Below are 23,987 nucleotides of genomic sequence, written 5' to 3' on the forward strand. Positions count from 1 at the left end.
AGCTGGGGCGGGGCGGCCTGGCTGTCCCGCCCGCTTTTTGCCGCCTGTTCCCCCGCGAGGCCGCGTGACCAAGACTCCGCTGCGCACCATCGCCGTTTCGGCGGTTGTTCTGGCTTCCGCGCTCGCGACGAGCGCCCTGGCCGACTCCGCCGGCCTGACCCTGACCCCCGCGCCGGCCAAGGCGGTTCGCGCCGAAGGGGCCTTCCAGCTGTCCGCCGCCACCCGCATCCACGTCGCCAAGGGTGATGTCGAGGCCAAGGGTGTCGCCACCCAACTCGCCGACCTGATTCAGCGCTCTCGCGGTTTCAAGCCCGGCGTGGTCGAGGGGGCGCCCGCCGTCGGCGAGGCCGCCATCGTCTTGACCCGCGGAGGCCCTGCGGGCGAGGCCTACAAGCTGGACGTCTCGCCGACATCCGTCACCATCGCGGCCGCCAAGCGCGCGGGCCTGTTCTACGGCGCCATGTCGCTGTGGCAGCTGGCGACGCCGGACGCGGCCAAGGGCCCGGTCGCCGTGCCCGCCGCGTCGATCGAGGACGCCCCGCGCTTCGCCTGGCGCGGCCTGATGGTCGACAGCGCGCGCCACGTCCAGTCGCTGGACACGCTGAAGGCGGTCATAGACGCCATGGCGGCCCACAAGCTCAACACCTTCCACTGGCACCTGGTCGACGACCAGGGCTGGCGGCTGGAGATCAAGAAGTATCCGAAGCTGACCCAGGTCGGCGCCTGGCGCACCGATCCGGGCGCGGCGCGCGGCTATCCGAAGTACGGGGGCTTCTACACCCAGGATCAGGCCCGTGAGCTGGTGGCCTACGCCGCCGCCCGTAACATCACCGTGGTGCCGGAGATCGAGACCCCGGGCCACGCTCTGGCGCCGATCGTCGCCTACCCCTCGCTCGGCACGGCCGCGCCGGACGCCAGCAAGATGGGCGACTGGGGTGTGTTTCCCTGGCTCTACAACACCGACGACGCGACCTTCGCCTTCCTCGACGACGTGCTGAACGAGGTGATGGACATCTTCCCCTCGACCTTCATCCACGTCGGCGGCGACGAGGCGGTCAAGGACCAGTGGGAGGCCAGCCCCAGGATCCAGGCCAAGATCAAGGAACTGGGCCTCAAGGACGAGCACGAACTGCAGAGTTGGTTCATCCAGCGGGTCGGCAAGACGCTCGACAGGCGCGGCCGCCGCCTGATCGGTTGGGACGAGATCCTGGAAGGGGGCCTGGCGCCCAACGCCACGGTCATGTCCTGGCGCGGCATCGACGGCGCCATCGCCGCGGCCAAGCAGGGCCACGACACGGTGCTGTCGCCGCATCCGGTGCTCTATCTCGACAACCGCCAGAGCACGTCGCCCGAGGAGCCGACCGGTCGTGGCCATGTCTCCAGCCTGAAGGACGTCTACGCCTTCGATCCGGCCCCGGCCCAGCTGACCCCGGACGAGCGCGAGCACATCCTGGGCGTCCAGGCCAATGTCTGGACCGAGCACATGCAGACCGACCAGCGCATGGAGCTGATGGCCTTCCCGCGCGCCGTGGCCCTGGCCGAGCGCGGCTGGTCGTCTGAAGCGGACGCGAACTGGGACGACTTCGCCCGCCGGTTGCCGGCCGAGATGGCCCGCCTGAAGATCCTGGGCGTCGCCGCCAACACCGTGCCGTTCGAGCCGCAAGGCTCGCCGTCGGAGGGCGAGAGCGGCAAGACCAATCTGGTTCTCTCGACCGGCCTTGGCGTCGGCGAGATCCGCTACACCACCGACGGCAAGGCCCCGACGGCGGCCTCCAGCGTCTATGCGGGCGCCCTGGCGCTGACCAGCGGCGCGACGGTGAAGGCCCAGACCTTCGTCGAAGGCCAGGCCCTGGGCCGCGCGCGGTCCTGGACCATCACGCCGGCCCTGCTGGACACTCGCGTCAGTGGCCAGCTGAAGGCCTGCACCGAGAAGGTGCCCTTGACGCTGATCGACGACGCGCCGGCCGCCTTCGACAAGCGGCCGATGATGTATGTCGACATCTTCAACCCGTGCTGGATCTGGGAAGACGCCAAGCTGGACAAGGGCGCTGTGCTGACCGCCCGGATCACCCAGATCCCGTTCAACTTCCAGGTCGGGAAGGATCGCGACAACATTCCGCTCCACCCGCCGGCCACGCCAGGCGGCGAGCTCGAAGTGCGTCTCGGCTGCGCTGGCGAACGCATCGCCGCCATCCCGCTGGGCGACGCCGCCAGGAATCCCGGCCTGTCGACGGTCACCGCCCGCTTGCCGGCCCGCGCGGGCCGGGCGGACTTGTGCCTGACCTTCACCTCGAAGACCCTCGATCCCTTCTGGGTGATCGAGCGCGTGACCCTGAAGTCCCAATAAGCGTTCCAGACAGAGTAGCGCCCGTGTCCAACCTCGTACTCTCCGCGCCGCTGAAGGGCTGGATCGCGCCGCTCGACGAGGCTCCCGACGCCGTGTTCGCCGAGCGGATGCTGGGCGACGGCCTGGCCATCGATCCGCTGGACTCGACCCTGCACGCGCCCTGCGACGCGGTGGTCACCACCGTCCACCGCGCCCGTCACGCCGTGACCCTGCGCGCCGCCAACGGGGCCGAGATCCTGATGCATGTCGGCCTGGAGACCGTGGCCCTGAATGGCGAAGGCTTCAGCGTCTTCGTCAAGGAAGGGCAGAGCGTGAAGGCCGGCGACAAGCTGCTGGGCTTTGACATCGACCTCCTGGCCCAGCGCGCCCGAAGCCTGATCTCCCCCGTGGTGATCACCAATCCGGACGCCTTCGAGATCGTCCGCCGCGACCAGGACCTCGAGGTGTCGGTCGGCGACTTCCTGATGGAGCTGGCGCCGATCGGCGGAACGGCCGCCGCCGGCCTGGTGAGCGACGGCGAGGTCGCGCGCGCGGTCATCGTTCCCCTGGTCCACGGCGTCCACGCCCGTCCGGCCGCCCGCATCGCCGAGACGGCCCGCAAGTTCGTGGCCGAAGTCGCCCTGGTGGCGGTCAATCGCCGCGCCAGCGCCAAGAGCCCGGTGGGCGTCATGTCCCTGGCCATCCGCCACGGCGACACCATACAAGTCGTGGCTTCCGGCATGGACGCGGAGGCGGCGATCCGGGCGGTGGCTGAACTGATCGAGGGCGGCATGGGCGAAGGCGGGTCGGTTCCCGCCGATGGCCTCGCCACCGCGCCGGCCGCCGTGACGTCGGAGCCGACCGCGCCGGTCGAACTGCCGCGCGATGGCGTGCTGAAGGGCGTATTGGCTGCGCCGGGCCTGGCCATCGGCAAGGCCGTGCGCCTGGCCGCCGCCGACATCGTCGTGCGCGAGCAGGGCGAGGGGACCGCCCACGAGGAGGCCGCTCTGGCCGCCGCCCTCGACGTGGTCCGCGCCCGCATCGAGAAGAACGCCGCCAAGGGGGACAAGGCCCGCAAAGCCATTCTCGGCGCCCACCTGGCCTTCCTGGAAGATCCCGAACTGGCCGCCGGCGCCCGCCGCCTGATCGGCGAGGGCAAGAGCGCCGGCTTTGCCTGGCGCAAGGCGGTCGGCGGCTATGTCGAGGCTCTGCGCGGCCTGGGCGACCGCCGCCTGGCAGAACGCGTCGACGACCTCGTGGATCTGGAGCGCCAGGTGCTGCGCGCCCTGTCGGGTGAAGAGGACGAAGGCCCGGTCCTGCCGCCCGGCTCGATCCTGCTGGCCGACGAACTGCTGCCCTCGCAGTTGATGGGCGTCGATCCCAGCGCCGTGGCCGGCTTCGCCACCGCGCGCGGCGGCCCGACCTCGCACGTCGCCATCCTGGCCGCCGCCATGGGCATCCCGGCGATGGTCGCCCTGGGCGGCGCGCTGCTCAAGGTCAAGGACGGCGCGACGCTGATCCTCGACGCCGACAGCGGGGTCTTGCGTGTCGCGCCCGACGCGCCGGCCCTCGAAGCCGCCCAGACAGCCCTGGCCGAACGTCAGGCGCGCAAGGCCGCCGCCCAGGCCGCCGCGCATGATCCTTGCGTGACCAAGGACGGCGTCCGTATCGAGGTCTTCGCCAACACGGGCTCGCTGAACGACGCCCTGGCCGCCCTGGCCAATGGCGCAGAGGGCTCGGGCCTGCTGCGCACCGAGTTCCTGTTCCTGGACCGCGAGACCCCGCCCGACGAGAACGAGCAGGCTCGCCAGTACCAGGCCATCGCCTCGGCCCTGGAGGGCAAGCCGCTGATCATCCGCACCCTGGATGTCGGCGGCGACAAGGCCGCGCCCTACCTACCGATCCCGGCCGAGGAGAACCCCGCCTTGGGCCTGCGCGGGGTCCGCGTCAGCCTGTGGCGTCCGCATCTGCTGAAGACCCAGTTGCGGGCCATCCTGCGTGTTCGACCACTCGGTCAGTGCAAGATCATGGTCCCGATGATCGCCAGCCTGGACGAGCTGCGCGCCGTCCGCGCCGTGCTGGATGAGGCCAAGCGCGAGATGGGCGTCGCCGACAAGATCGAGCTGGGCGTGATGATCGAGACCCCGGCCGCGGCCGTGACCGCCGACCTGCTCGCCGCCGAGGCCGACTTTCTGTCGATCGGCACCAACGACCTGACCCAGTACGTGCTGGCCATGGACCGGGGCAATCCCGAGCTGGCGGCCCGCATCGACGCCCTGCACCCGGCGGTGCTGCGGATGATCGACCAGACCTGCAAGGGCGCGGCCAGGCATCATCGCTGGGTCGGCGTCTGCGGCGGGCTGGCGTCCGACGTCGCCGCCACCCCGATCCTGCTGGGCCTGGGGGTGACCGAGCTTTCGACCACGGCCTCGATCGCGCCCGAGGTGAAGGCCCGGGTCCGTGGCCTTTCTCTTGAAGCTTGCCGTGGCCTCGCGGCCCAGGCCTTGGACCAGGCCTCGCCCGAGGCGGTCCGCGCCCTCGTGAAATCCTTCGGAGCCTGAACCCGATGAAGTCTCCGCTCGAGATCCTTCAGCCCCTGGGTCGGGCCCTGATGTTGCCGATCGCGGTGCTGCCGGTGGCGGCGCTACTGTTGCGCGTCGGCCAGACCGACCTGCTGGGCGCGCCGGGGCTGGCCGTCATCACCCACGGCGTCTCGCTGAGCATCGCCAATGTCTTCGCCGCCGCCGGCGGCGCGATCTTTGGCAGCCTGGGCCTGATCTTCGCCATTGGCGTGGCCGTGGGTCTGGCCAGGGAGAACCATGGCGCGGCGGGCCTGGCCGGCGTCGTCTGCTACGTGATCGCCACCAAGGGCGTCGACGCCCTGATGGTCGTCCCCCCCGAGGTCGCCGCCAAGGTGGTTGCCGAGGCCAAGGACCTGACGGCGGCGGCCTGGAAGGCCAAGGAGATCGGCAAGCTGTCGATCCCCGTCGGCATCCTGTCGGGCGTGATCAGCGGCTGGCTCTACAACCGCTACAGCGACATCAAGCTGCCGGAGTACCTGGCTTTCTTCGGCGGCCGTCGGTTCGTGCCGATCGTGGCCGGCCTGGCGGGCGTGATCCTGGCCCTGATCTTCGGCTCGTGCTGGGGCGCTCTGGAGGCCGGCGTCGACGGGCTGAGCCATCTGGTCACGGCGTCGGGCAATGTTGGTCTGTTCGTCTTCGGCCTATTCAACCGCCTGCTGATCGTCACCGGCCTGCACCACATCCTCAACAACGTGGTCTGGTTCATCCTGGGCGACTTCAACGGCGTCACCGGCGACCTCAACCGCTTCGCCGCCGGCGACAAGACCGCCGGCGCGTTCATGAGCGGCTTCTTCCCGGTGATGATGTTCGGCCTGCCGGCCGCGTGCCTCGCCATGCTGCACACCGCCAAGCCCGAGCGGCGCAAGGCCGTCGCCGGCATGCTGGGCTCGCTGGCCCTGACCTCGTTCCTGACCGGGGTGACCGAGCCGATCGAGTTCAGCTTCATGTTCCTGGCCCCGGCGCTGTTCGCGATCCACGCGGTGCTGACGGGCCTGTCGATGGCCCTGATGAACATTCTCGACGTGAAGCTGGGCTTCGGCTTCTCGGCAGGCCTGTTCGACTATGTGCTGAACTTCAACAAGGCCACGCACCCGCTGCTGCTGATCCCGGTCGGTCTGGTCTATGGCGCGATCTACTATGGCGTCTTCCGCTTCGCGATCCTCCGCTTCGACCTCAAGACCCCTGGCCGCGAGGACGAGGAGGCCGTCGCCGTCGAGACCGTCACCACTGGCGGCGGCCGGGGCGCGGACTTCGTGGCGGCCTTGGGCGGCGCGGGCAACCTGACCAGCGTCGACGCCTGCACCACCCGCCTGCGCCTGATCGTCGTCGACCAGGGCGCGGTCAGCGAACCGGCTCTGAAGGCCCTCGGTGCGCGCGGTATCGTCAAGCCCTCCGACAAGGCGCTGCAAGTCGTTCTGGGCCCGATCGCCGACAGCGTCGCCGGCGAGATCCGCGCCGCCCTGAGCCGAGGTGACGCGAGGGCGCCCGCGCCCGCGACGCCCGCGGTCGCCGCCAGAGTCGCCAGAGCCGCCCCCGCGGCGGCGCCCAGCATCGACGACGACCGCAAGGCCGAGAAGCTGCTGAGCGCCCTGGGCGGGCCCGCGAACCTGAGAAGTGTCGGGACCTGCTCCAGTCGTCTGCGCCTGGTCGTCGCCGACCAGGGCGCGGTCAGCGAACCGGCGCTGAAGGCCCTGGGCGCGCGCGGCGTGGTCCGGGTCGGCGAACACGTCGTCCACGTCGTGCTGGGTCCCGACGCCGAGCGCGTCGGCGAAGCGGTGCGCCGCCAGTTGCCCTAGCTAGAACAGATGGGCCTTGAAGAAGGCCGCCGAGCGGGCGTTGGCGAGCTTGGCGTCGGCCTCGTCATAGTGGTCGCCGCCGGGCCGGGCGAAGGCGTGGTTGCGGCCGGGATAGGTGTGGATCTGGATGAGCGGATGGCCGTCCAGGGCGTCGTGGATCTTCGCCTGGGCCTCCTTGCCGATATATTCATCGTCGCCGGCCAGGTGCATCAGCAGCGGCTTCTTGATGCGCGCGCCCTCGGCCACGTAGTTGTCGGTCCCACCGCCGTAATAGACCACGCCGACATCGGCGTCGCTGGCCGCCATGGCCCGGAACGTCATCAGTCCGCCCAGGCAGTAACCGGTCACCCCGACCTTGCCGTTGGCGCCGTCGATCGTCCGCGCGGCCTTGATCGTGGCGACCACGTCCTGGACGCCCTTGTCGAAGTCGAAGCGGTTGTAGAAGCCGAAGGCCTTCTCCCAGTTTTCGGGCGAGGCCTCGGACATCGCCAGGCCGGGTTCAAAGCGCCAGAAGAGGTCGGGGGCGATGACGATATAACCCTGGGCGGCCAGCTCGCCGGCGATCTGCTTTATGCCGTCATTGACGCCAAAGATCTCCTGAATGAGGACGATGGCCGGGGCGGGCTCCGAACGGGGACGCGCCACCAGGGCCTGGAAGTCGCCATCGGGGACAGTGATGGTCAGATACTCGGACACGGTCGCGCTCCTGCGGCGGATCTGGGGATGCCGCGAGTTTCGACCTTGGCGCGCCCCCACGCTTGAACGATCCTGTCGGACCGTGTGAGCGTCGACTATTCGAGGTCGATCTCGGCGCAGACGAGCTTCAGGTCGAGGTAGTCCTCCAGTCCATATCGCGATCCCTCTCGTCCCATGCCAGACTCCTTGATCCCGCCGAATGGCGCGATCTCGGTCGAGATCAGACCGGTATTCAGGCCGACCATGCCGCATTCAAGCGCTTCGCTTAGCCTCACGCTTCGAGACATGTCCTTGGTGAAGACGTAGGCGGCGAGCCCGGCCGAGGTGTCGTTGGCCATTCGGACGGCCTCGCTCTCCGTCTCGAACCGCGTTATGGCCGCCAGGGGCCCGAACGTTTCCTCGCGGTTCACCAGGGCATCCGGCTTCACGTCCACGAGCACGGTCGGCTCGAAGAACAGTCCACCCGCCGACTGGCCCCCGGTCAGGATGCGCGCGCCGGCTTCAACCGCATCGGCGATGTGAGCGCGAACCTTGGCGACGGCCCGTGCGTCGATGAGGGGGCCCTGGTCGAATTCACCTGTCAGGCCGGAGCCGAGCCGGAAGCCGCCGACGCGCTCGGCGAGGGCGGCGGCGAAGCGATCGTGGATGCCCGTCTGGACGAAAAACCGATTGGCGCAGACGCAGGTCTGGCCGGTATTGCGGAACTTCGAGGCGACCGCGCCGTCCACCGCGGCCTCGATATCGGCGTCGTCGAAGACGATGAAAGGCGCATTGCCGCCGAGTTCCAGCGACACCCGTTTGACCGTCGCCATGCATCGTGCAGCGAGCATCTTCCCGACCGCCGTCGATCCCGTGAAGGTGAACTTGCGGACGCGAGGGTCGCCGGTCAGCACCTCGCCGATCGGGGCGGCCTCGCCCGTGATCACGTTGAACACGCCGGGCGGGACGCCCGCTTCCTCGGCGAGCTTCGCAAGCGCGAGCGCCGACAGGGGGGTGAGCTCCGAAGGCTTGAGAACCATCGCGCAGCCAACCGCCAGGGCCGGCCCGGCCTTTCGCGTGATCATCGCCAGAGGGAAGTTCCAGGGCGTGATCGCCGCCACCACCCCCACGGGCCGCCGCAGCACCGTGAGCCTTTTGTCCGCGGCGTGCGGGGTCAGGACATGGCCGTTCACGCGACGCGCCTCCTCGGCGAACCATTCGAGGAAGCCCGCGGCGTAAGCGACCTCGCCTCGGGCCTCCGTCAACGGCTTGCCCTGCTCGCCGGTCATGATCCGCGCCAGATCCTCGGCGTGCGCCAGCATGAGTTGGGACCAGCGGCGAAGGACCTCGCCGCGCGCCTTGCCGGTGAGCCCCTGCCAGCCGGGCATCGCATCCCGGGCGGCGGTCACGGCGTCCATCGCTTCGGCCGCGCCGAGGTTGGGGACGTCGCCGACGACCGAGCCGTCCGCGGGGTTGTCGACTAGAATCCGGCTCTCGGCTCCAACCCACGCGCCACCGATGAACGCCTCGCTACGGACCAGGTCGGCACGCTGCAGACCAGGAATTCGGCTGACATTCCGCACGTTCACACCCACCCCCATGTCCTGGAACATCTCCACCGTCCGGATGCTCTCCCCGGCGTGCATCGCCGCGGGTCACTCGGCGGCGAGGCGCGTCGGCCGGATCGGCGGCTTGGGAGGCTCCAAGCCGGTCTCGGCCAGGCAGTTACGGCGCAAGGTCTCCAGGTCGGGACCGTAGTTGAACACGCCCTGCTCGGCGGGACGCGCGGCGCGCATCCGGGATCTGAGCGCGGAGGTCGCGCTCGCGTCCAGTCCGCCGTCCGCGATCACCACGCCATAGCGGCGGGCGCCCTCGACCGTGACCAGGCCTTGCGTCACTTCCAGCGCCACAAGGGACGGATCGCGATCCAGGGGATCACCCCAGCCGCCACCGCCCCAGGTGATGAAATGTAGGCGGTCGCCGTCCTCGACCGGCACGTCCTCGACCTTGTTGCCGACGACGGTGGTCGTACCATCGGCCTTTTCCAGGAGCTTGCGCGCGCGAGCTCCCGGTTCGCCGCCGTTCACGCCCCAGGGCGGGATGAACCAGCGATCATCGTGGATGGCGATCGTGCCGGGCTCCAGGAACCGGTAGGTCATGTGGATGCCGTTGCCGCCTCGATGAAGACCGGGGCCGCCGGAGTCGGCCACGGTCTCGTAGCGTTCGATGACGAGCGGGAAGTAGCGCTCCAGGAACTCGTTGGGCACGTTGGTGAAGCCCGGCCAGAGCGAGTGGCCGTCCGGGCCGTCGCCGATGGGCCGGCCGGGGATGCCGCCGAACCCGATCTGGAAGAGCTGGAACCACCGCCCCTTGGCGTCGAAGCCCGAATAGAAGAGGTGCGGCGAGGACGAGAAGCCCGCCGCGGTCAGGAACTCGGGCGTCTTCTGGCCGAGCAGCCCTCCCAGGATGTCGAAGATGCGGCCGAGCGCGTGAGTGCGGCCTGAAAGCGCCGCGGGGAAGGCGGGCTTCAGCAGCGAGCCTTCCGGGATATGCACCTCGATCAGGTCGTAGAAGCCGTCGTTGAACAGGATCTGCGGGTCGAAGACCATGATCATGTAGATGCCGAAGAACATGCGCAGCATGTTCTCGTTGAGGAAGAAGTTGATAGAGGCCTGGCTCTGGGGATCGGTGCCGGAGAAGTCGAGCACGACCTTCTCGCCCACGCGCTGCATGGTGCAACGGATCTTGTAGGGCCCATAGCCGAGACCGTCGTCGCAGACATAGTCTTCAAAGCTGACCGCCTCCTCGCTGACTGAGGTCAGGATCAGCTGCTTCATGGCGCGGTAGTTGCGGGCCAGCAGCTCTTCGGTGGCGGACACATAGACGTCGTCGCCGAAACGCTCGGCGAGCTCGATCACCCGGCGCGAGGCCACGCGGCAAGCCGCGACCAGGGCGTTGAGATCCGCCGCGCACCAATCGGGCTTGCGGGTCTGGTGCATGACCAGGCGGATCAGGTCCTCGTTGTAGACCCCGGCTTTCCAGATCTTCACGGGCGGGATGCGGACACCCTCCTCGAAGATGGAGCGGGCGTCGATCGGCATGGAGCCCACCACCTTGCCACCGATGTCGGACTGGTGGCCGAACATCGACGTGTAGGCGATCAGCCGGCCGTCTTTGAACACCGGCAGCAGCACCAGCCAGTCGTTGGAATGACTGATCGCGCCGCCGACCGAGTAGGGGTCGGAGAGGAAGATCATGTCGCCGTCCTCGACCGTGCCCTCGAAGCCTTCGAGAAACGGGCCGATGTAGGAGCCGAACTGGCCCACGACCATGCGACCCTTGTGATCGGCGATCAGGGGGAAGGCGTCGCCTTGCTCGCGAATGCCGGGCGACATGGCCGTGCGCACCAGTGTGGCGTCCATCTCGACGCGGGCGTTGCGCAGGGCGTTCTCGATGACCTCGAGGGTCACCGGGTCGATGGCGATCTTCTCGAACGGCGTCGAATTGCTCTGGATGATCGTGGCGGGCATGGTCTGCTCCTCAAGCCAGAGTGATCAGGATGTTGCCGATAGCGTCGACCGTGCCGACGCAGCCGAGCTCGATCAGGGTGGTGGAATCCATCTCGGTGACGATCGCCGGCCCCGGAATCACGTCGCCTTTGCAGAGCTTGGCGCGCTCATAGATCACAGCCGGGTGCATCCGCCCGTCGATCCAGAGCTCATGGTCGCGGATCTTGGCGGCGATGGGGTCGCCGGTCCCCTGAGGCGGCTCGGCCGCCGGAAGGTCCAGAGCGGTCCCGAGCGCCACGGCCCGCAGGTTCACGAGCTCGTGCGGGGTATCCATCTTGAAGGTGAAGAGCCGTTGGTGCTCCTCATCGAACCTCGAGGTCACGCCAGCCAGGCCATCGCGCCGCAAGGTCTCCGGATCAATGGCGAGCGGCACTTCGAAGGCCTGTCCCTCGTAGCGGACGTCGATCTCGAAGAGCGAGGTGATCTCGGCCTCGGGCAGGCCGTCCGCCATGAGTTCGTCGCGGGTCTGGCGCGCCATCTCCTCGAGCAGGGCGATGACTTCCTCCGACGTCGTCTGGTCGAATCGCCGCGAGAACGAGCGGGCGGTCTCGGTGCGCATCCGGGTGGTCGCGTCGCCAAGCGCGCAGAGCACCCCCGGGGAAACCGGCGAGATCGCCGGCCAACTGCCCATCAGGCGGGCCACGGCGTTGACGTGCAAGGGACCCGCGCCGCCAAAGCCCATGAGGGCGAAATCGCGCGGATCATAGCCCTGCTGGACCGAGATCATGCGCAGAGCGCCGAACATGTTCTCGTTGACGATGTCTATGATGCCGCGCGCGGCTTCATAGAGCCCGATGCCAAGCGCGTCGGCGATTGTCTGCACGGCGCGGATAGAGCCTTCGCGGTCGAGCTTGAAGGTCCCGCCGAGCAGGGCCTCGGGCAAATAGCCCAGAACGACATTGGCGTCGGTCACGGTCGGAAGGGTCCCGCCCTTGCCATAGGCCACCGGTCCGGGCACGGCGCCGGCCGATTGCGGGCCGACGCGAAGGGCCTTGGTCAGTTCGGGAACATAGGCGATGGAGCCGCCGCCGGCGCCGACGGTCTTCACGTCCAGAGCCGAGGCGCGGACCGAGAGGTGGCCGACCTCCGTCGTGCGGACGCGGCGCGCGTCCAGGTTCTCGATCAGGGCGACGTCCGTCGACGTCCCGCCGACATCCAAGGTGAGGATGTTGTGGATGCCAGCCTTCTTGCCGACCCAGAGCGCGCCGGTGACACCGCCCGCTGGGCCCGACATCAGGAGCGAGACCGGATGGTGCTCGGACTTCTCCGACGACATCAGGCCGCCGTCCGAACGCAGCAGGGAGAGCTTTCCGGCCACGCCCGCGTCGCGCAACTTCGTGCGCAGATTGCGGACATAGCGTCCGACGATGGGCCGGACGCTGGCGTTCGCCACCGTGGTGAGCGTGCGTTCGTATTCCTGCATCTCGGGCAGGACCTCGTGGCTCAGCGAGGTCGGGACATCGCCCATGATCTCGGCCGCCAGCTCGCCGACGCGCCTTTCGTGGGCCCCGTTCAGGTAAGCGTTCATCAGGGAGACCGTGATCGCTTCCACGCCCTGGGCCTTGAGACGTTCGAGCGCCGATCGTATTTCGGCGTCGTCGATGGGCTCGAGCTCGGCGCCGCGGGCGTCCATGCGACCGCCGATCTCGAAGGTGTCAACGAGGGCCGCGAGCGGCGAGGGCTTGTTCCACACCACCCAGCCGGCCAGGCCGCCGGGTACGAAGCTGCGCGCGATCTGCATGATCTGACGGTAGCCTCGGGTGACGATCAGGCCGACGCGGGCGCCCTTGCCTTCCAGCACCGCGTTGGTGGCGACGGTCGTGCCGTGCAGGAAAACCTCGATGTCGGCCGGCGCGACGCCCGCGGCCTCGCAGATGGCGGTTACGCCATTCAGGATTCCGATGGAGCTGTCGGCGGGCGTGGATGGCGTCTTGTGCCGCCAGAACGCGCCGGTCCGCTCCTCGAGCAACAGCAGGTCCGTGAAGGTCCCGCCGACATCAACACCCAATCGATACGCCATTCTGATCTGCTCCCGAGGGCGGGGTCGCCCCCGCCCTTTCGATCTGTCGGTTCGACGCCTCAGAGCGCCTTGAGATAGAGATCCACGGCGTCCTGGTGGCTGACGTCGCGGGGGTTGTTCACGAGCAGGCGCGAGACCTTCATGGCGTCGGTCGCCATGCGCTCGATGTCCTGGCGCCGGACGCCGACTTGGGTCAGGCGCTGCTCCATGGGCATGTCGGCGACCAGCTGGCGCATGGCGGCGACGAAGCCCGCGGCGGCGGCCTCGGTGGTGGCGCCCGCGGCTCGCGGAGCGACCACGCGGCAGAGCTCGGCGTAGTGCGCCTGGGCCGCCTCCTGGTTGAACGCCAGCACCGGCGACAGTACCAGCGCGTTGCTCAGGCCATGCGGCACATGGAACAGGCCGCCGATGGGGTAGGCGAGCGCATGGACCGCGCCCACCGGTGCGTTTGCGAAAGCCATGCCGGCCAGAAGCGAGCCTTGCAGCATGGCGCGGCGGGCGACGACATCGCGCCCGTCGGCCACGGCGGCGCGGATCGAGCCCGACAGCAGTTCCAACGCCTTCAGCGCCAGGCTGTCGGAGACCGGATTCTTCTTGATGCGGCTGGTATAGCCCTCGATGGCGTGGACCATGGCGTCGATGCCGGTCATGGCCGTGATGCGGGGCGGAAGGCCAAACGTCAGGGTCGCGTCCAGGACGGCGATGTCGGGATAGAGCAGGCGGGAAACGACGCCGACCTTCTGATCGTCCGGCGTGGTGACGATGGCGATGGAGGTGACTTCCGAGCCGGTGCCCGCGGTGGTCGGAACCTGGATCAGCGGCAGGCGCGGGCCGCGCGCCCGTTCCACGCCATAGGCCTGCGTCAGGGTCTGGCCGCCGAGGCCCGCCAGCAGGGCGACCAGCTTGGCGGTGTCCATCGAGCTGCCGCCGCCGAGACCTATCACGCCGTCGGTGTCGCGAGCCCTGGCGAACCGCGCGGCGGCCTCGATCGAGGCTTCTGGCGGGTCGGCGAGCACATCGCGGAACAGCTCGACGGGCAAACCCGCAGCCTTGAAGCTGTCAAGCGCGTCGTCCAGGACGCCAAGCTCAAACAGTCCGCGGTCGGTGACGATCAGTGGCCGCTTGATCCCGAGCTCGGCGGCGAGCTGGCCGAGCCTGCCGCTGGCGCCGTCCTCACAGAGGATGCGTGGGGTGGTCTCGAAGGTGAAGCCGGTCACGCCTGTCCCCCCCACTTGCGTTCGAAGGCCCAGACCTCCTCGAAGCCGATCAGGCCGCAGAACTCCTTGAAGTCGAACATCGGGGTCGCCGGGTCGGCGCTGACGCCCGTGGTCTTCAGCTTGACGAGCGCCGCTTCCATCGCGGCGGCGCCGACCAGGCTCGTCATCGAGGGGTAGATGGCGAAGGCGTAGCCAATGTCCTTCAGCACCTGGGCCGGCAGGATCGGGGTGACTCCGCCATCGGCCATGTTCGCCATCATCGGCGCATCGATGGTCTCGCAGGCCCGGCGCATCTCCTCTTCGCTTTGGGGCGCCTCGAAGAAGATGACGTCGGCGCCGGCCTTCCGGTAGGCCTCGGCGCGCTTCAGGGCCTTGTCCATACCCTCGCTCGCCCGCGCGTCGGTGCGTGCGATGATCAGACAGTTCTGCTTGTCCTCGCGGGCATCCACGGCGACCCGGATCTTGTCGACCATGTCCTCGAGCGAGATCACCCGCTTGAAGGGGGTGTGGCCGCACTTCTTAGGGAATTCCTGGTCTTCCAGCTGGATCGCGGTGACGCCGGCGGACTCGTAGCCGCGTACGGTGTGATGCACATTAAGCAGGCCGCCGTAGCCAGTGTCGGCGTCGGCGATGACCGCGCCGGTCGACGAGCGGACCACGGTCGCCATGCGGTCGAGCATCTGGCTGTAGGTGGCGATGCCCGCGTCGGGCAGACCATAGGCCGAGGCCGTCAGCCAGTAGCCCGTGCCATAGACCACCTCGAAGCCGACCTTCCGACAGATGGCGGCGGTAATCATGTCCTGCACGCCCGGCGCGACGAAGAACTCCTTAAGGTCGAGCTTCCGCCGGATGATGGGATCGGCCATCTGACAACCCTGCAACGAGGCGCCGCGCGAAGTCCGCGACGTCGCGAGACTTAGGCCAGTGGCTGGAATTCGCTCGGACGGAGGCGAGACTATCCGCGATGCGGACAGCCCGGATACGCGCGCCCCGCGATCACTCGTCCGCGTAGAGCCAGGAGGACCGCCTCCTCTGCGCGTCTTCGAAGGCGGCGATGGATTGGCCGCGCGTCTGCGAGATCGTGGCGATTTCGTCCCAACCGTTCAGCAGGGCCTCCCGCCGCCAGCCGTCCACCCGGAAGGCGATGACCCCGCCGTCGGCGGTGCGGATCTCCTGGTGTTCGAGGTCCACGTCCAGAGATTCTCCCGCCGAGGCGCGGGTCGTCAGGTCGGCGCGCTGTCCGGGCGTGACCATCACCGGCAGCAGGCCGTTCTTGAAGCAGTTCGAATAGAAGATGTCGCCGAAGCTGTCGGCGATGACGCACCTCACACCGAGATCGGCCAGGGCCCAGACCGCGTGTTCGCGGCTGGAGCCGCAGCCGAAGTTCGATCCGGAGACGATGATCTGGGCGCCCCGGAAGGCGGGTTGGTTGAGCGGGAAGTCGGCCTTTTCGGTCTTGCCGTCGGCCTCGTAGCGCCGCTCGAAGAAGGCGTATCGACCCAGGCCGGTCTTGCTGGTCAGCAGCAGGTAACGGGCAGGGAAGATGATGTCGGTGTCGATATCGCGCTCGGGCAAGGGCGCGGCGATCGAGGCGATGCTGACGAACGGCTCCATGGTCAGCCGATCTCCCGCACGTCGACGATATGCCCGGCGATCGCCGCTGCGGCGACCATCATCGGGCTCATCAGGTGCGTGCGCGCGCCCGGGCCTTGCCGCCCCTCGAAGTTGCGATTGGAGGTCGAGGCGCTGCGCTGGCCCGGCGCGAGGCGGTCGTTGTTCATGGCCACGCAAAGGGAGCAGCCGGCGTCGCGCCATTCGAAGCCGGCTTGGCGGAAGATCAGGTCAAGCCCCTCGGCCTCGGCCTGGCGCTTGATCGTGCTTGAGCCCGGGACGACCAGGGCCGTGACGTGCTTGGCCACGCGCTTTCCCGCCACGATCTCGGCGGCCGCCCGAAGGTCCTCGAGGCGGCTGTTCGTGCACGACCCGATGAAGGCGTAGTCGATGGAGATATCCTGCAGCGCGGTGTCGGGCGTCAGGCCCATATAGGCGAGCGACTTCAGGAGGCTTTCTCGCTCCGGCGCGCTGGCGGCGTTGTCGGGATGGGGCGTCCGGCCAGTGACTGGCAGCACCAGGTCGGGTCTGGCGCCCCAGGTGACTTGCGGCGCCAGCGCGCCGGCGTCGATCTCCAGCACCCGGTCGAAGCGCGCCCGCGTGTCACTGGGAAGCGTGCGCCAATAGGCGACGGCCTCGTCCCACAGCGGGCCCTTGGGCGCGAAGGGACGGCCTTCAAGGAAGGCGAAGGTGGTCTCGTCGGGCGCGACCATGCCGATGCGGGAGCCGGCCTCGATCGTCATGTTGCAAAGGGTCATGCGGGCGGCCATCGACATGGCCGAGATGGCCGCGCCCATGTACTCGATCGCGTAACCGGACCCGCCGCCCGCGCCGATGCGGCCCACCGCGGCCATGGCCAAGTCCTTGGCCGAGATGCCCCGACCCAGCGTTCCTGTAGCCCTGAGCGCCATGTTGCGAGACCTGGACTGGCGAAGCGTCTGCGTGGCCAGCACGCATTCGATCTCGGAGGTGCCAACGCCGAAGGCCAGTGTTCCGAAGGCGCCATGCGTGGCCGTGTGGCTGTCGCCGCAGACCAGAGTCATGCCCGGCTGGGTGAAGCCCTGCTCGGGCCCAACGACGTGGACGATTCCCTGGCGCGGGCTTCTGGAGCCATAGAGGGTGATCCCGTGGGCGGTCGCGTTGTTCTCAAGCAGCGCGATCTGGGAGCGCGCGAGAGGATCGGCGACCGGCTTGTCTCGGTCCTTGGTGGGGATGGCGTGGTCGACGGTGGCGAGTTGCGCCTTGGGGCGACGAACGCTCGCGCCGCGCGCCTCCAGGCCGGCGAAGGCCACGGGGCTGGAGACCTCATGAAGGATCTGGCGATCGATATAGAGCAGGCAGACGCCGTCACCCTCGTCGGCCACGACGTGGTCATCCCAGAGTTTGTCGTAGAGCGTCTTCGCCGGGGCCGACATTCAGGTCTCTCCAATCAGCGCGATCGCCTCGCGCTCGGTGACCACCTCGCCGTACTTGGCCCGCAGGTCGAACAGGTTGGCCTCGTGCGGCGCGCGGTGACGGTCGCCGCAGGCGTCGCTGACGACGAAGGGCGCGAACCCATGCTGCATGGCGTCCAGAGCGGTGGCGCGGACGCAGCCGGACGTGGAAAACCCGGTGATGAGCAGGCAGTCGACCCTCATGGTGGTGAGGGTTGCCGCGAGCGAGGTGCCGAAGAAGGCCGAGGCGTACTGCTTCGAGACGACGGTTTCGGTCGGCAGCGGCTGAAGGCTGGCTGGGAAGGCGCCGGCGGCCGAACCGCGATCGAACAGCTTCAGCGCCGGAATCTTGCGGTAGAACAGGCCGCCGTCGGCCCCGCCAGGCTGATAGACGACATTGGTGAAGATCACCGGCACGCCCGCGGCGCGAGCTGCGGCGACCAACCGTTCATTGCTGGCCAGCGCCGTCTCGAAGGCCGGATCGTAGAGCGGCGATCCAGGTGTCAGATAGGCGACGACCACGTCGACGATCAGCAGCGCGGGGCGCTCGCCGAAGGGCAAGGCGCCGTCGAAGGCGACGGCGTAGTTCGCATCGAGGTCTTCGTGACCGGTCATGGTCGCCGCTCTTCCGATCAAAACGGCAGGTCGGCGGCGGAGACCACCTGGGCCTGGCGGGGGAACACCTTGTCCATGAGCGTCTCGTGGATCTGCGGATCGGCGTCCGCGCAGCCGTCGCGCACCACCAGCAGGCGATAGTCTTGGTCGGCGGCGGCGCGGACCGTGGACAGCACCACCCCGCCCGTGGCCACGCCCAGCAGGACAAGGGTGTCGATGTCGTGCGCGCTGAGGATCGGCTGCAGTTCGGTGCCGTAGAAGGCGCCGACGCGGTGCTTCACCACCACGAACTCCGTGTCGAGCGGCGCCAGGCGCGGATCGATTTCGCTGGCCGGATCGGTCAGCTGCATGCGGCCGGCCTTCTTGATCGCGCTGAACATCTGGTTGCGGTCGCTGACTTCCGGATGCCCAGGGCGAAACGCGACGCGGATGAAGATCACCGGAAGGCTGGCGGCCCGCGCGCGCGCCAGCACGTCGGCCGCGGTGGCGATCAGTTCGTTGTTGTTGGGCAAGCCGCCGATGATGCCGGGTTGGAAGTCCATGAACAGAACGGCGGTCTTGGAATGGGTCTCGGACATTGATTTCCTTGAAGATTGCTAATCGCTTTTGCCGGCGATCGTCCCGCTCCGCCTCGTCGGCGACCGGTCTGGATAGAGTTCGCGTGACGTCGCTGACGTGTTGAGGCGCTCTGCGCGCCAACGCCGGGAACCGCCGCCTCACGGCCAACCCTCGGTGCGTGGCTTCTTAGGCGGCCGGTCGTGGGAGGCCAAAGGCCGGCGTCCGCGTCGCGCCCGCCGATCGGGCCGCTGGCCGAAATGCCGAACAGAAAGGAAACGATGCTGGCGTCAGCTTCCAGAGACAGGCTCCGGAAGCTGACGCCAGACAAACCGCATGCCTATGCGGTCGTCGCTTCAACGTCCTCGATGACGGCCGTGTAGGACTGGGCGTTCAGTCGCCGCTCCAAGGCCTCCCGCTCCTGGTGGACGGCGCGCAGAACGATGTCGAGGAACCGGGCGCGCCAATGGTCCCGTTCGGCGCGGGCCTCGTCGTCGGGCGTATAGGCGTCGAGAGTCGCGCGGCTCACGGGCTGCTGGGTCTCCAGCAGACGCTCAAGGCTGTCGATGCGATCGCGCATCACCGCGACCTCGCCCGCCAGAGCCATCGTCATCGAGAGCACCTTGTCGATGCCGGGGTCGGCGAAATAACGCGGTCGCTCCCCCTTGGCCCCTTGTTGTAAATTCATGAAAAAACTCCCGAGGTCTAACGGACGCGGCGTCTATTTCTGAACGCCCCAGATGTACCAGGCTCCGCCGCCGCCAAAGTCGCCGCCCTGGAACACCTTGGTGCGCTGGGCGTCGGCGGATTCGTAGGCGCTGGGTTGCAGGCCCTCGAACGCCTTGGCGCCCTCGAAGCCGGTTTCCTCGGCCATGTCGGCCGGAACGATCTCGTGGCTGGCCCCCCAGAAGGGCTCGTTGTTGTTGCGGGTGTCCCAATCGAGCATGAAGGCGTCGAAGGGCTCCAACTGGCGGTAGGGCGGGGTCTCGGTGTGGGCCACGACGCCGCCGGGCGACAACAGTCGGTTGGTTTCCCGCATGATGTTGCGGATCGCCACGTGGCTGGTCTCGTGGACCAGGATATGGCTGACGATCAGGTCGAAGTAGCCGTCCGGGAAGTTCATCTTCTCGGCGTTCTGCTGGCTGTAGTGGACGGGCTTGCCCAGCGACTCCGCGCGGGCGTGCGCATAGCGCAGCATCGGTGCGCCGACGTCGATCCCGTGGACTTCCGCGTCCGGATAGGCGTCGACGTATGAAAGGGTCGAGTGGCCCACGCCACAGCCCATGTCGAGGATCCGGCGCGGCTTCAGATCAGGGAACTTGGCCTTGATGAAGTTGGCGGTGCTGTCGCCGATATCGGAGTTGAGCGGCCCCATGCGGCCCATCACATAGACATAGACCGCGCGGTCGTAGACGGCGCCGTTGGCGATGTCCTCCTCGGCGAACTCGGTGTGGTAGCCGCCTGGCATGCAGTGGATGTCGACCAGGCGGTGATAGCGCGGAGTCTCGAGCGTCGGATCCAGTGTCAGCGAGCCCTTCGAGCCCGAAGCGTTCTTGAAGGCGTCGATCAGGGACGGGAGCTGGCGCTCGACCGGCACCTGCGCCGCCTTCCACATCATTTCCTGACTGTTGCGCTGCATCGCGCTCCAGAACTGGTAGTAGGGCTCGCCCGCCATGGCGTGCTGGACTTCACGATAGGTTTCCGGCTCGCGGCCCTTGGCCTGCTTGAACTGCGGCTGGGCGCGCACCTGATAGGCCGCCTTGATGCCGAGGCTGACCGTCGACGCCAAGTGGAATTTCAGCGACTTCACGAACTCTTGCCGTGAATATTCCTCCGACGTGGTTTCGGGCAAAACCGCGTGAGCAAACTGTTCGGTCAGTTCTCCGGTCACAGCCATATTCGTCACTCCAACATCAGTCATTGCGGAAGGCCAGCGGCGTGTGGGCTTGAGGAAGCAAGGCCTGCGACTTGATGAGCCCACGCCGGCGATTTAGCGACGACCGCTCGACGCCGAGCAATGCCGGACCGCGAAACTGTCCGGACCTCGGATAAATCTGCGAACGACATTGTGGTTAGGGGCCGCGCGAACAGGCTGCCTGGCATGGCGCCTCGGGGGCGCCCCACGGCGCGCGCGCCTTAAAGCCAGGATGGAGACCGGGGAATGGCTCACAGCGAATCCCACGATTCAGCGACCAAACGGGTCAGCGACGAGGACAGAATGTCCCGTGGTCCGCTCACCATGGTGTGGTTCTCGCTTTGCAGCGCGATCTTCTACCTGCTGCTGGGCGCGACCCTGGCCACGACCTTCGGGACGCGCAACGCCCTGATCGGGACATTTCTCGGCGTCGTGGCCCTGAGCGGCCTCGGCTACATCTTCTCACGCTTCGCGATCCGAAGCGGCGAGAGCTGTTACCTGCTGTCGCGCCGGATATTTGGAACGCTGGGAGCCTCCCTCGCCACCCTGATCTTCGCGGTGATCGCGATCTACTACGCGGTGTTCGAAAGCGCGGTCGTGGCCGCTGCGGCGGTCAAGGTGTTCAGCGCGATCAACTACGTCCAAGCTTGCGCGATCATCGCCGTCTACAGCATCGCGCTCGCGGTCGGCAGCATCCAGAAGTGGCTCGACAAGCTGAACGCCGTCCTGCTGCCGATCTACGTCATCGGCCTGATCGCGGTGGTCGCCATGTCGATCCATCGCTTCGGCTATTCGCGCGAGTGGCTGAACATCCCGGCCGCGAACCCGACGCCAGCGGGCTGGTGGTATTGCTTCATCGCCGTGTTCGGCATGCAGCTCTTGATGATGATCACGCTGGACATCGGCCGGTTCGGCAAGACCGAGGACATCGAACACCACTCCAAGATCACCTTTGGCTTCCCGTTCTACGTGGCCACCTTCCTGGTGAACATGAGCGTCGGCATCTATCTGGCCGCCAGCGCCAACATGGCGGTGGTGTCCGAGACAGCGGTGATCGACGTCTGCCTGATGGTGCTGGGCGGGCCGCTGGGCCTGCTGTTCATCTGGGTGACCCAGACCCGGATCAACACGGCGAACTTCTTCCTCTCGTCGAGCAATCTGCAAGCCTTCCTGCGGGACGCCCTCCGCGTGCGCGTGCCTCGGCTGATCTGCACGCTGCTCGTGGGCGCCGTGGTGTTCGCCTTCACCGCGGCGAGCGACGTGCTGAAGTACATCCTGATCGCCGTGAACTATCAGGCCGTGATCCTGACCGCCTGGGTGGGCGTGGCTCTCGCCTACATCACCTCGCGCGCGATTTCGTCGTCGGAGGCCGCGACGGCGGTGGAAACGCGGACCTTCATTCCCCAAGGTCTGGTCGCCTGGTTCGCCGGCGCGGCCGTTGGCCTGACCATGATGGCCAGCGGCGGGGCGGTCGCGAGCTTCTCCTCCCCGGTGACGCTCGCGATCACCTTTGGCCTTTATCGCCTGTTGGGCCGGACCGGCAGCCGGGCCCAACTGGTCAGCGAACGCACCTGACAAAAACTCCCCCGAGCGCGCCGGCGAGCGTGCTCGGGGGAGGTGGGGGCAGGAGACGCCGCGCGCTGGCGGCCGGTCTCAGGTCACCCGGCCAGGAACCGGGGGTTGCTGCAGTTCCAACACGATGCCGTCCGGATCGAGGAACTTCACGGCCTTGCCGTCCGAGTAGTGCTGACCTTCTTCCACCGCGACGGTGATGACGTCGCTGAGGAAGGTGACGCCACGTTCCTTCAGCTTGGCGACAGCGGAATCGATGTCATCGACCTCAAAGCCGATACGGGCGATGCCGCGGCCGCGCGATGAGACGTCGGTCGGCTCGCCCAGCGGCTGCAGGACCTCGATCAGCTCGAAGATCTTGCCTTTCGGACCGACGCCAATGAGCGCGATGTTGAGCCTCATGTCGGTGTCGGGCATGCCGCACACCTTGCCGAGATAGGTTCCGCCCCAGGCGTCCGAACGGCTGACGAGCTCCAGACCGAGAACGTCGCGATAGAAGTCGATCGAGCGATCGATGTCGCTCACGAACAGGGTCGTGTGATGCAGGTCTGTGATCATGGCTCAGCTCTTCGACTCATCGTCTTCGGACCGCACCCAACTGGCGCGGAAACGGCTCTGCCGGCCGCGACCCGCGGGCGCGCGAGGCACCTCGGCGTCGGGCTCGTCACCGCCCCAGAGGACGCCCCCCGGCGAGGCGCGATAGGCTTGATAGGCCTCCGACGCCTCTTGTTCGGCCGCATAGGGATGTTCGGCCCAAGGGATGTGCCTCGCCGGTTCATCCCAGGGGGTCTCGGCGATGTAGCGCTCGCAGAAGCAGCGTCCCCGAGGGTAGTCCCGCGTGGGCCACGGATAACCCATGGGCCCGTCGGTGTGGCACAGGATGAGGGCGCCGCTGCGCGAGACGAAGGGCGCATGGTACCATTCCTGCGGGTGGGAAACGACGCTGCCGGCGCCCATCTGGCCCTCGTTGACCAGCAGGATGTCGCCGCTCAGCACGATGATCTCCTCCCAACATTCATGGTGCACGTGCTCCAGGTCCGCGATCGCCTGCGGGGAAATGTACTGGAAGCGCAGGAACCCGCCGGGGCCGCCGTCGAAGCCTTCGCCGCTCGGGCCGGGCACGGCGTCGGGCACGCGCAGGGATTTGTGCATCACCCCGTGCGAGCCGGGCACGCTGTTCACCCACTCGATCTTGTCGGTCTGGATCACGCGGTTGCGCGTCACCGGATAGGCATAGGCCGGCATGTTGGGGTTCCAGAACGCCAGGACGAGAGCGCCGGAGACCGTGCTGACCTCCCCGCCGCCGCAAAGCTGCGGGGCATGGATGTAGCCGCTGACGCCGACCGACGATCCGTTCAGGGCCAGATCGCCTCGGAGGACAAAGAACTCCAGGGACGCTTCCTTGCCGTCCGTGCGGACGCGGAAGCCGGGCGGCAGTTCACAGACATAGGTCCGCGAGCCGCTGTGGGCGTCCATGCTCATCAGCGAGCCGCGCATCCCCGCGATCAGATCGGGCGCGTCGAGCGCTTCACGCTCAAGCGACAGGAAGTTGTAGAAGGCCGGCTCATCGCGACGGTAGTGCGCCGACTTGCTCATTGACCGCCCTCGGCTCTGCGCACGCTGTCGGCCAACGGGACCGGATAGCCCGGATTGGGGATGCAGATGCAGAGGTGGCGGAACGGCTTGTCGCCCAGCACCTTCCACTTGATGTGCGCCCCGCGCGGCAAGAGATAGATGCAGCCTGGCCTGGCGATGACCGTGCCGCTGATCGTCATCATCGGCGCCAGGTGATAGGTGACCTCGCACTCGCCAGACGTCACGTAGTGCAGTTCGTCGTGGAACATCGCCCAGCTGATGTCGTGGCCGGGAAGGAATTCCTCGAAATTCACCTGGGTCGCGGGCTCATCGATCCCGACGTTGATCGCCTTGTTCATCACCCCTTCGAGCATGGGGAAGGAGAACAGCGGCGCCTTTTCCAGGTCGCTCTCGTCGACCTGGTACATGCGAAAGCGCGAGTACGCGATGGCGCTCGAGGCGGTGTAGCCGAGCGTGTTCTCCGGCGCGTCGTCTTGTTTGGACATGTCATTGCTCCTCGGGAAAC

Annotated in this window: 19 protein-coding genes; 4 read left to right on the forward strand and 15 right to left on the reverse strand. The window is 67.8% G+C overall.

The genetic code is table 11. The features are described 5' to 3' along the window. Positions 1 to 64: 64 nt before the first annotated feature. The 3 genes from EIK80_RS01705 to nagE are packed head-to-tail and all read left to right on the forward strand — an operon-like array spanning position 65 to position 6,704. The gene (locus tag EIK80_RS01705) at positions 65 to 2,347 is read left to right on the forward strand and encodes a beta-N-acetylhexosaminidase (RefSeq protein WP_125155232.1); all 2,283 of its coding nucleotides are present in this window, start codon (positions 65 to 67) and stop codon (positions 2,345 to 2,347) included. Positions 2,348 to 2,370: 23 nt separating this feature from the next. Next, complete coding sequence (ptsP, locus tag EIK80_RS01710) at positions 2,371 to 4,887, forward strand: phosphoenolpyruvate--protein phosphotransferase (protein ID WP_125155233.1); 2,517 nt, start codon at positions 2,371 to 2,373, stop codon at positions 4,885 to 4,887. 5 nt (positions 4,888 to 4,892) lie between these two features. Next, positions 4,893 to 6,704 (forward strand): N-acetylglucosamine-specific PTS transporter subunit IIBC, encoded by a 1,812-nt coding sequence (gene nagE, locus EIK80_RS01715; protein ID WP_125155234.1) that lies wholly within the window; start codon positions 4,893 to 4,895, stop codon positions 6,702 to 6,704. On the opposite strand, the gene EIK80_RS01720 is transcribed toward nagE, so the two are convergent. The 12 genes from EIK80_RS01720 to EIK80_RS01775 form a co-directional block, all read right to left on the reverse strand. Further along, positions 6,705 to 7,400: a dienelactone hydrolase family protein gene (locus tag EIK80_RS01720; protein ID WP_125155235.1), complete on the reverse strand. Its 696-nt coding sequence runs from the start codon at positions 7,398 to 7,400 to the stop codon at positions 6,705 to 6,707. It lies immediately after the preceding gene. Positions 7,401 to 7,495: 95 nt separating this feature from the next. Next, complete coding sequence (locus EIK80_RS01725; RefSeq protein ID WP_255414575.1) at positions 7,496 to 8,992, reverse strand: NAD-dependent succinate-semialdehyde dehydrogenase; 1,497 nt, start codon at positions 8,990 to 8,992, stop codon at positions 7,496 to 7,498. 42 nt (positions 8,993 to 9,034) lie between these two features. Then, on the reverse strand, positions 9,035 to 10,909 hold the full coding sequence (locus EIK80_RS01730; protein ID WP_125155236.1) for a hydantoinase B/oxoprolinase family protein: 1,875 nt from the start codon (positions 10,907 to 10,909) through the stop codon (positions 9,035 to 9,037). 10 nt (positions 10,910 to 10,919) lie between these two features. Further along, positions 10,920 to 12,968: a hydantoinase/oxoprolinase family protein gene (locus tag EIK80_RS01735; protein ID WP_125155237.1), complete on the reverse strand. Its 2,049-nt coding sequence runs from the start codon at positions 12,966 to 12,968 to the stop codon at positions 10,920 to 10,922. A gap of 59 nt (positions 12,969 to 13,027) precedes the next feature. Then, positions 13,028 to 14,185, reverse strand: a complete 1,158-nt coding sequence (locus EIK80_RS01740) for an iron-containing alcohol dehydrogenase (RefSeq protein ID WP_125155238.1) — start codon at positions 14,183 to 14,185, stop codon at positions 13,028 to 13,030. Continuing rightward, positions 14,182 to 15,051 carry an oxaloacetate decarboxylase gene (locus EIK80_RS01745; RefSeq protein WP_125155239.1) on the reverse strand — a complete coding sequence of 290 codons (870 nt, stop codon included), beginning with the start codon at positions 15,049 to 15,051 and terminating at the stop codon, positions 14,182 to 14,184. The genes EIK80_RS01740 and EIK80_RS01745 overlap by 4 nt, the downstream gene beginning before the upstream one ends. A 130-nt stretch (positions 15,052 to 15,181) precedes the next feature. After that, the gene (gene leuD, locus EIK80_RS01750) at positions 15,182 to 15,799 is read right to left on the reverse strand and encodes a 3-isopropylmalate dehydratase small subunit (RefSeq protein WP_125155240.1); all 618 of its coding nucleotides are present in this window, start codon (positions 15,797 to 15,799) and stop codon (positions 15,182 to 15,184) included. A gap of 2 nt (positions 15,800 to 15,801) precedes the next feature. Then, on the reverse strand, positions 15,802 to 17,211 hold the full coding sequence (gene leuC / locus EIK80_RS01755) for a 3-isopropylmalate dehydratase large subunit (RefSeq protein ID WP_125155241.1): 1,410 nt from the start codon (positions 17,209 to 17,211) through the stop codon (positions 15,802 to 15,804). Then, complete coding sequence (locus EIK80_RS01760; RefSeq protein ID WP_125155242.1) at positions 17,212 to 17,844, reverse strand: isochorismatase family protein; 633 nt, start codon at positions 17,842 to 17,844, stop codon at positions 17,212 to 17,214. A 17-nt stretch (positions 17,845 to 17,861) separates the two neighbouring features. Then, positions 17,862 to 18,422: a cysteine hydrolase family protein gene (locus EIK80_RS01765; RefSeq protein ID WP_125155243.1), complete on the reverse strand. Its 561-nt coding sequence runs from the start codon at positions 18,420 to 18,422 to the stop codon at positions 17,862 to 17,864. Positions 18,423 to 18,739: 317 nt separating this feature from the next. Next, positions 18,740 to 19,087 carry a hypothetical protein gene (locus EIK80_RS01770; protein ID WP_125155244.1) on the reverse strand — a complete coding sequence of 116 codons (348 nt, stop codon included), beginning with the start codon at positions 19,085 to 19,087 and terminating at the stop codon, positions 18,740 to 18,742. 33 nt (positions 19,088 to 19,120) lie between these two features. Further along, on the reverse strand, positions 19,121 to 20,296 hold the full coding sequence (locus EIK80_RS01775) for a class I SAM-dependent methyltransferase (protein WP_125155245.1): 1,176 nt from the start codon (positions 20,294 to 20,296) through the stop codon (positions 19,121 to 19,123). Positions 20,297 to 20,617: 321 nt separating this feature from the next. On the opposite strand from EIK80_RS01775, the gene EIK80_RS01780 reads away from it, so the two are divergent. Beyond that, positions 20,618 to 21,889, forward strand: a complete 1,272-nt coding sequence (locus EIK80_RS01780) for a cytosine permease (protein ID WP_125155246.1) — start codon at positions 20,618 to 20,620, stop codon at positions 21,887 to 21,889. Positions 21,890 to 21,967: 78 nt separating this feature from the next. Here EIK80_RS01780 and EIK80_RS01785 read toward each other — a convergent pair whose 3' ends face one another. From EIK80_RS01785 to EIK80_RS01795, 3 genes are read right to left on the reverse strand one after another with little or no spacing between them, the layout of a single operon-like run. Further along, positions 21,968 to 22,444 (reverse strand): VOC family protein, encoded by a 477-nt coding sequence (locus EIK80_RS01785; RefSeq protein WP_125155247.1) that lies wholly within the window; start codon positions 22,442 to 22,444, stop codon positions 21,968 to 21,970. A gap of 3 nt (positions 22,445 to 22,447) precedes the next feature. Further along, positions 22,448 to 23,482 carry a hypothetical protein gene (locus EIK80_RS01790; RefSeq protein WP_125155248.1) on the reverse strand — a complete coding sequence of 345 codons (1,035 nt, stop codon included), beginning with the start codon at positions 23,480 to 23,482 and terminating at the stop codon, positions 22,448 to 22,450. Then, positions 23,479 to 23,967, reverse strand: coding sequence for a cupin domain-containing protein (locus tag EIK80_RS01795; protein WP_125155249.1), 489 nt, complete (start codon positions 23,965 to 23,967; stop codon positions 23,479 to 23,481). Before EIK80_RS01795 ends, EIK80_RS01790 begins: the two co-directional genes overlap by 4 nt. Positions 23,968 to 23,987 lie beyond the last annotated feature (20 nt).

It is taken from the genome of Caulobacter sp. 602-1, from assembly GCF_003931565.1.
Classification (GTDB): Bacteria; Pseudomonadota; Alphaproteobacteria; order Caulobacterales; family Caulobacteraceae; genus Caulobacter.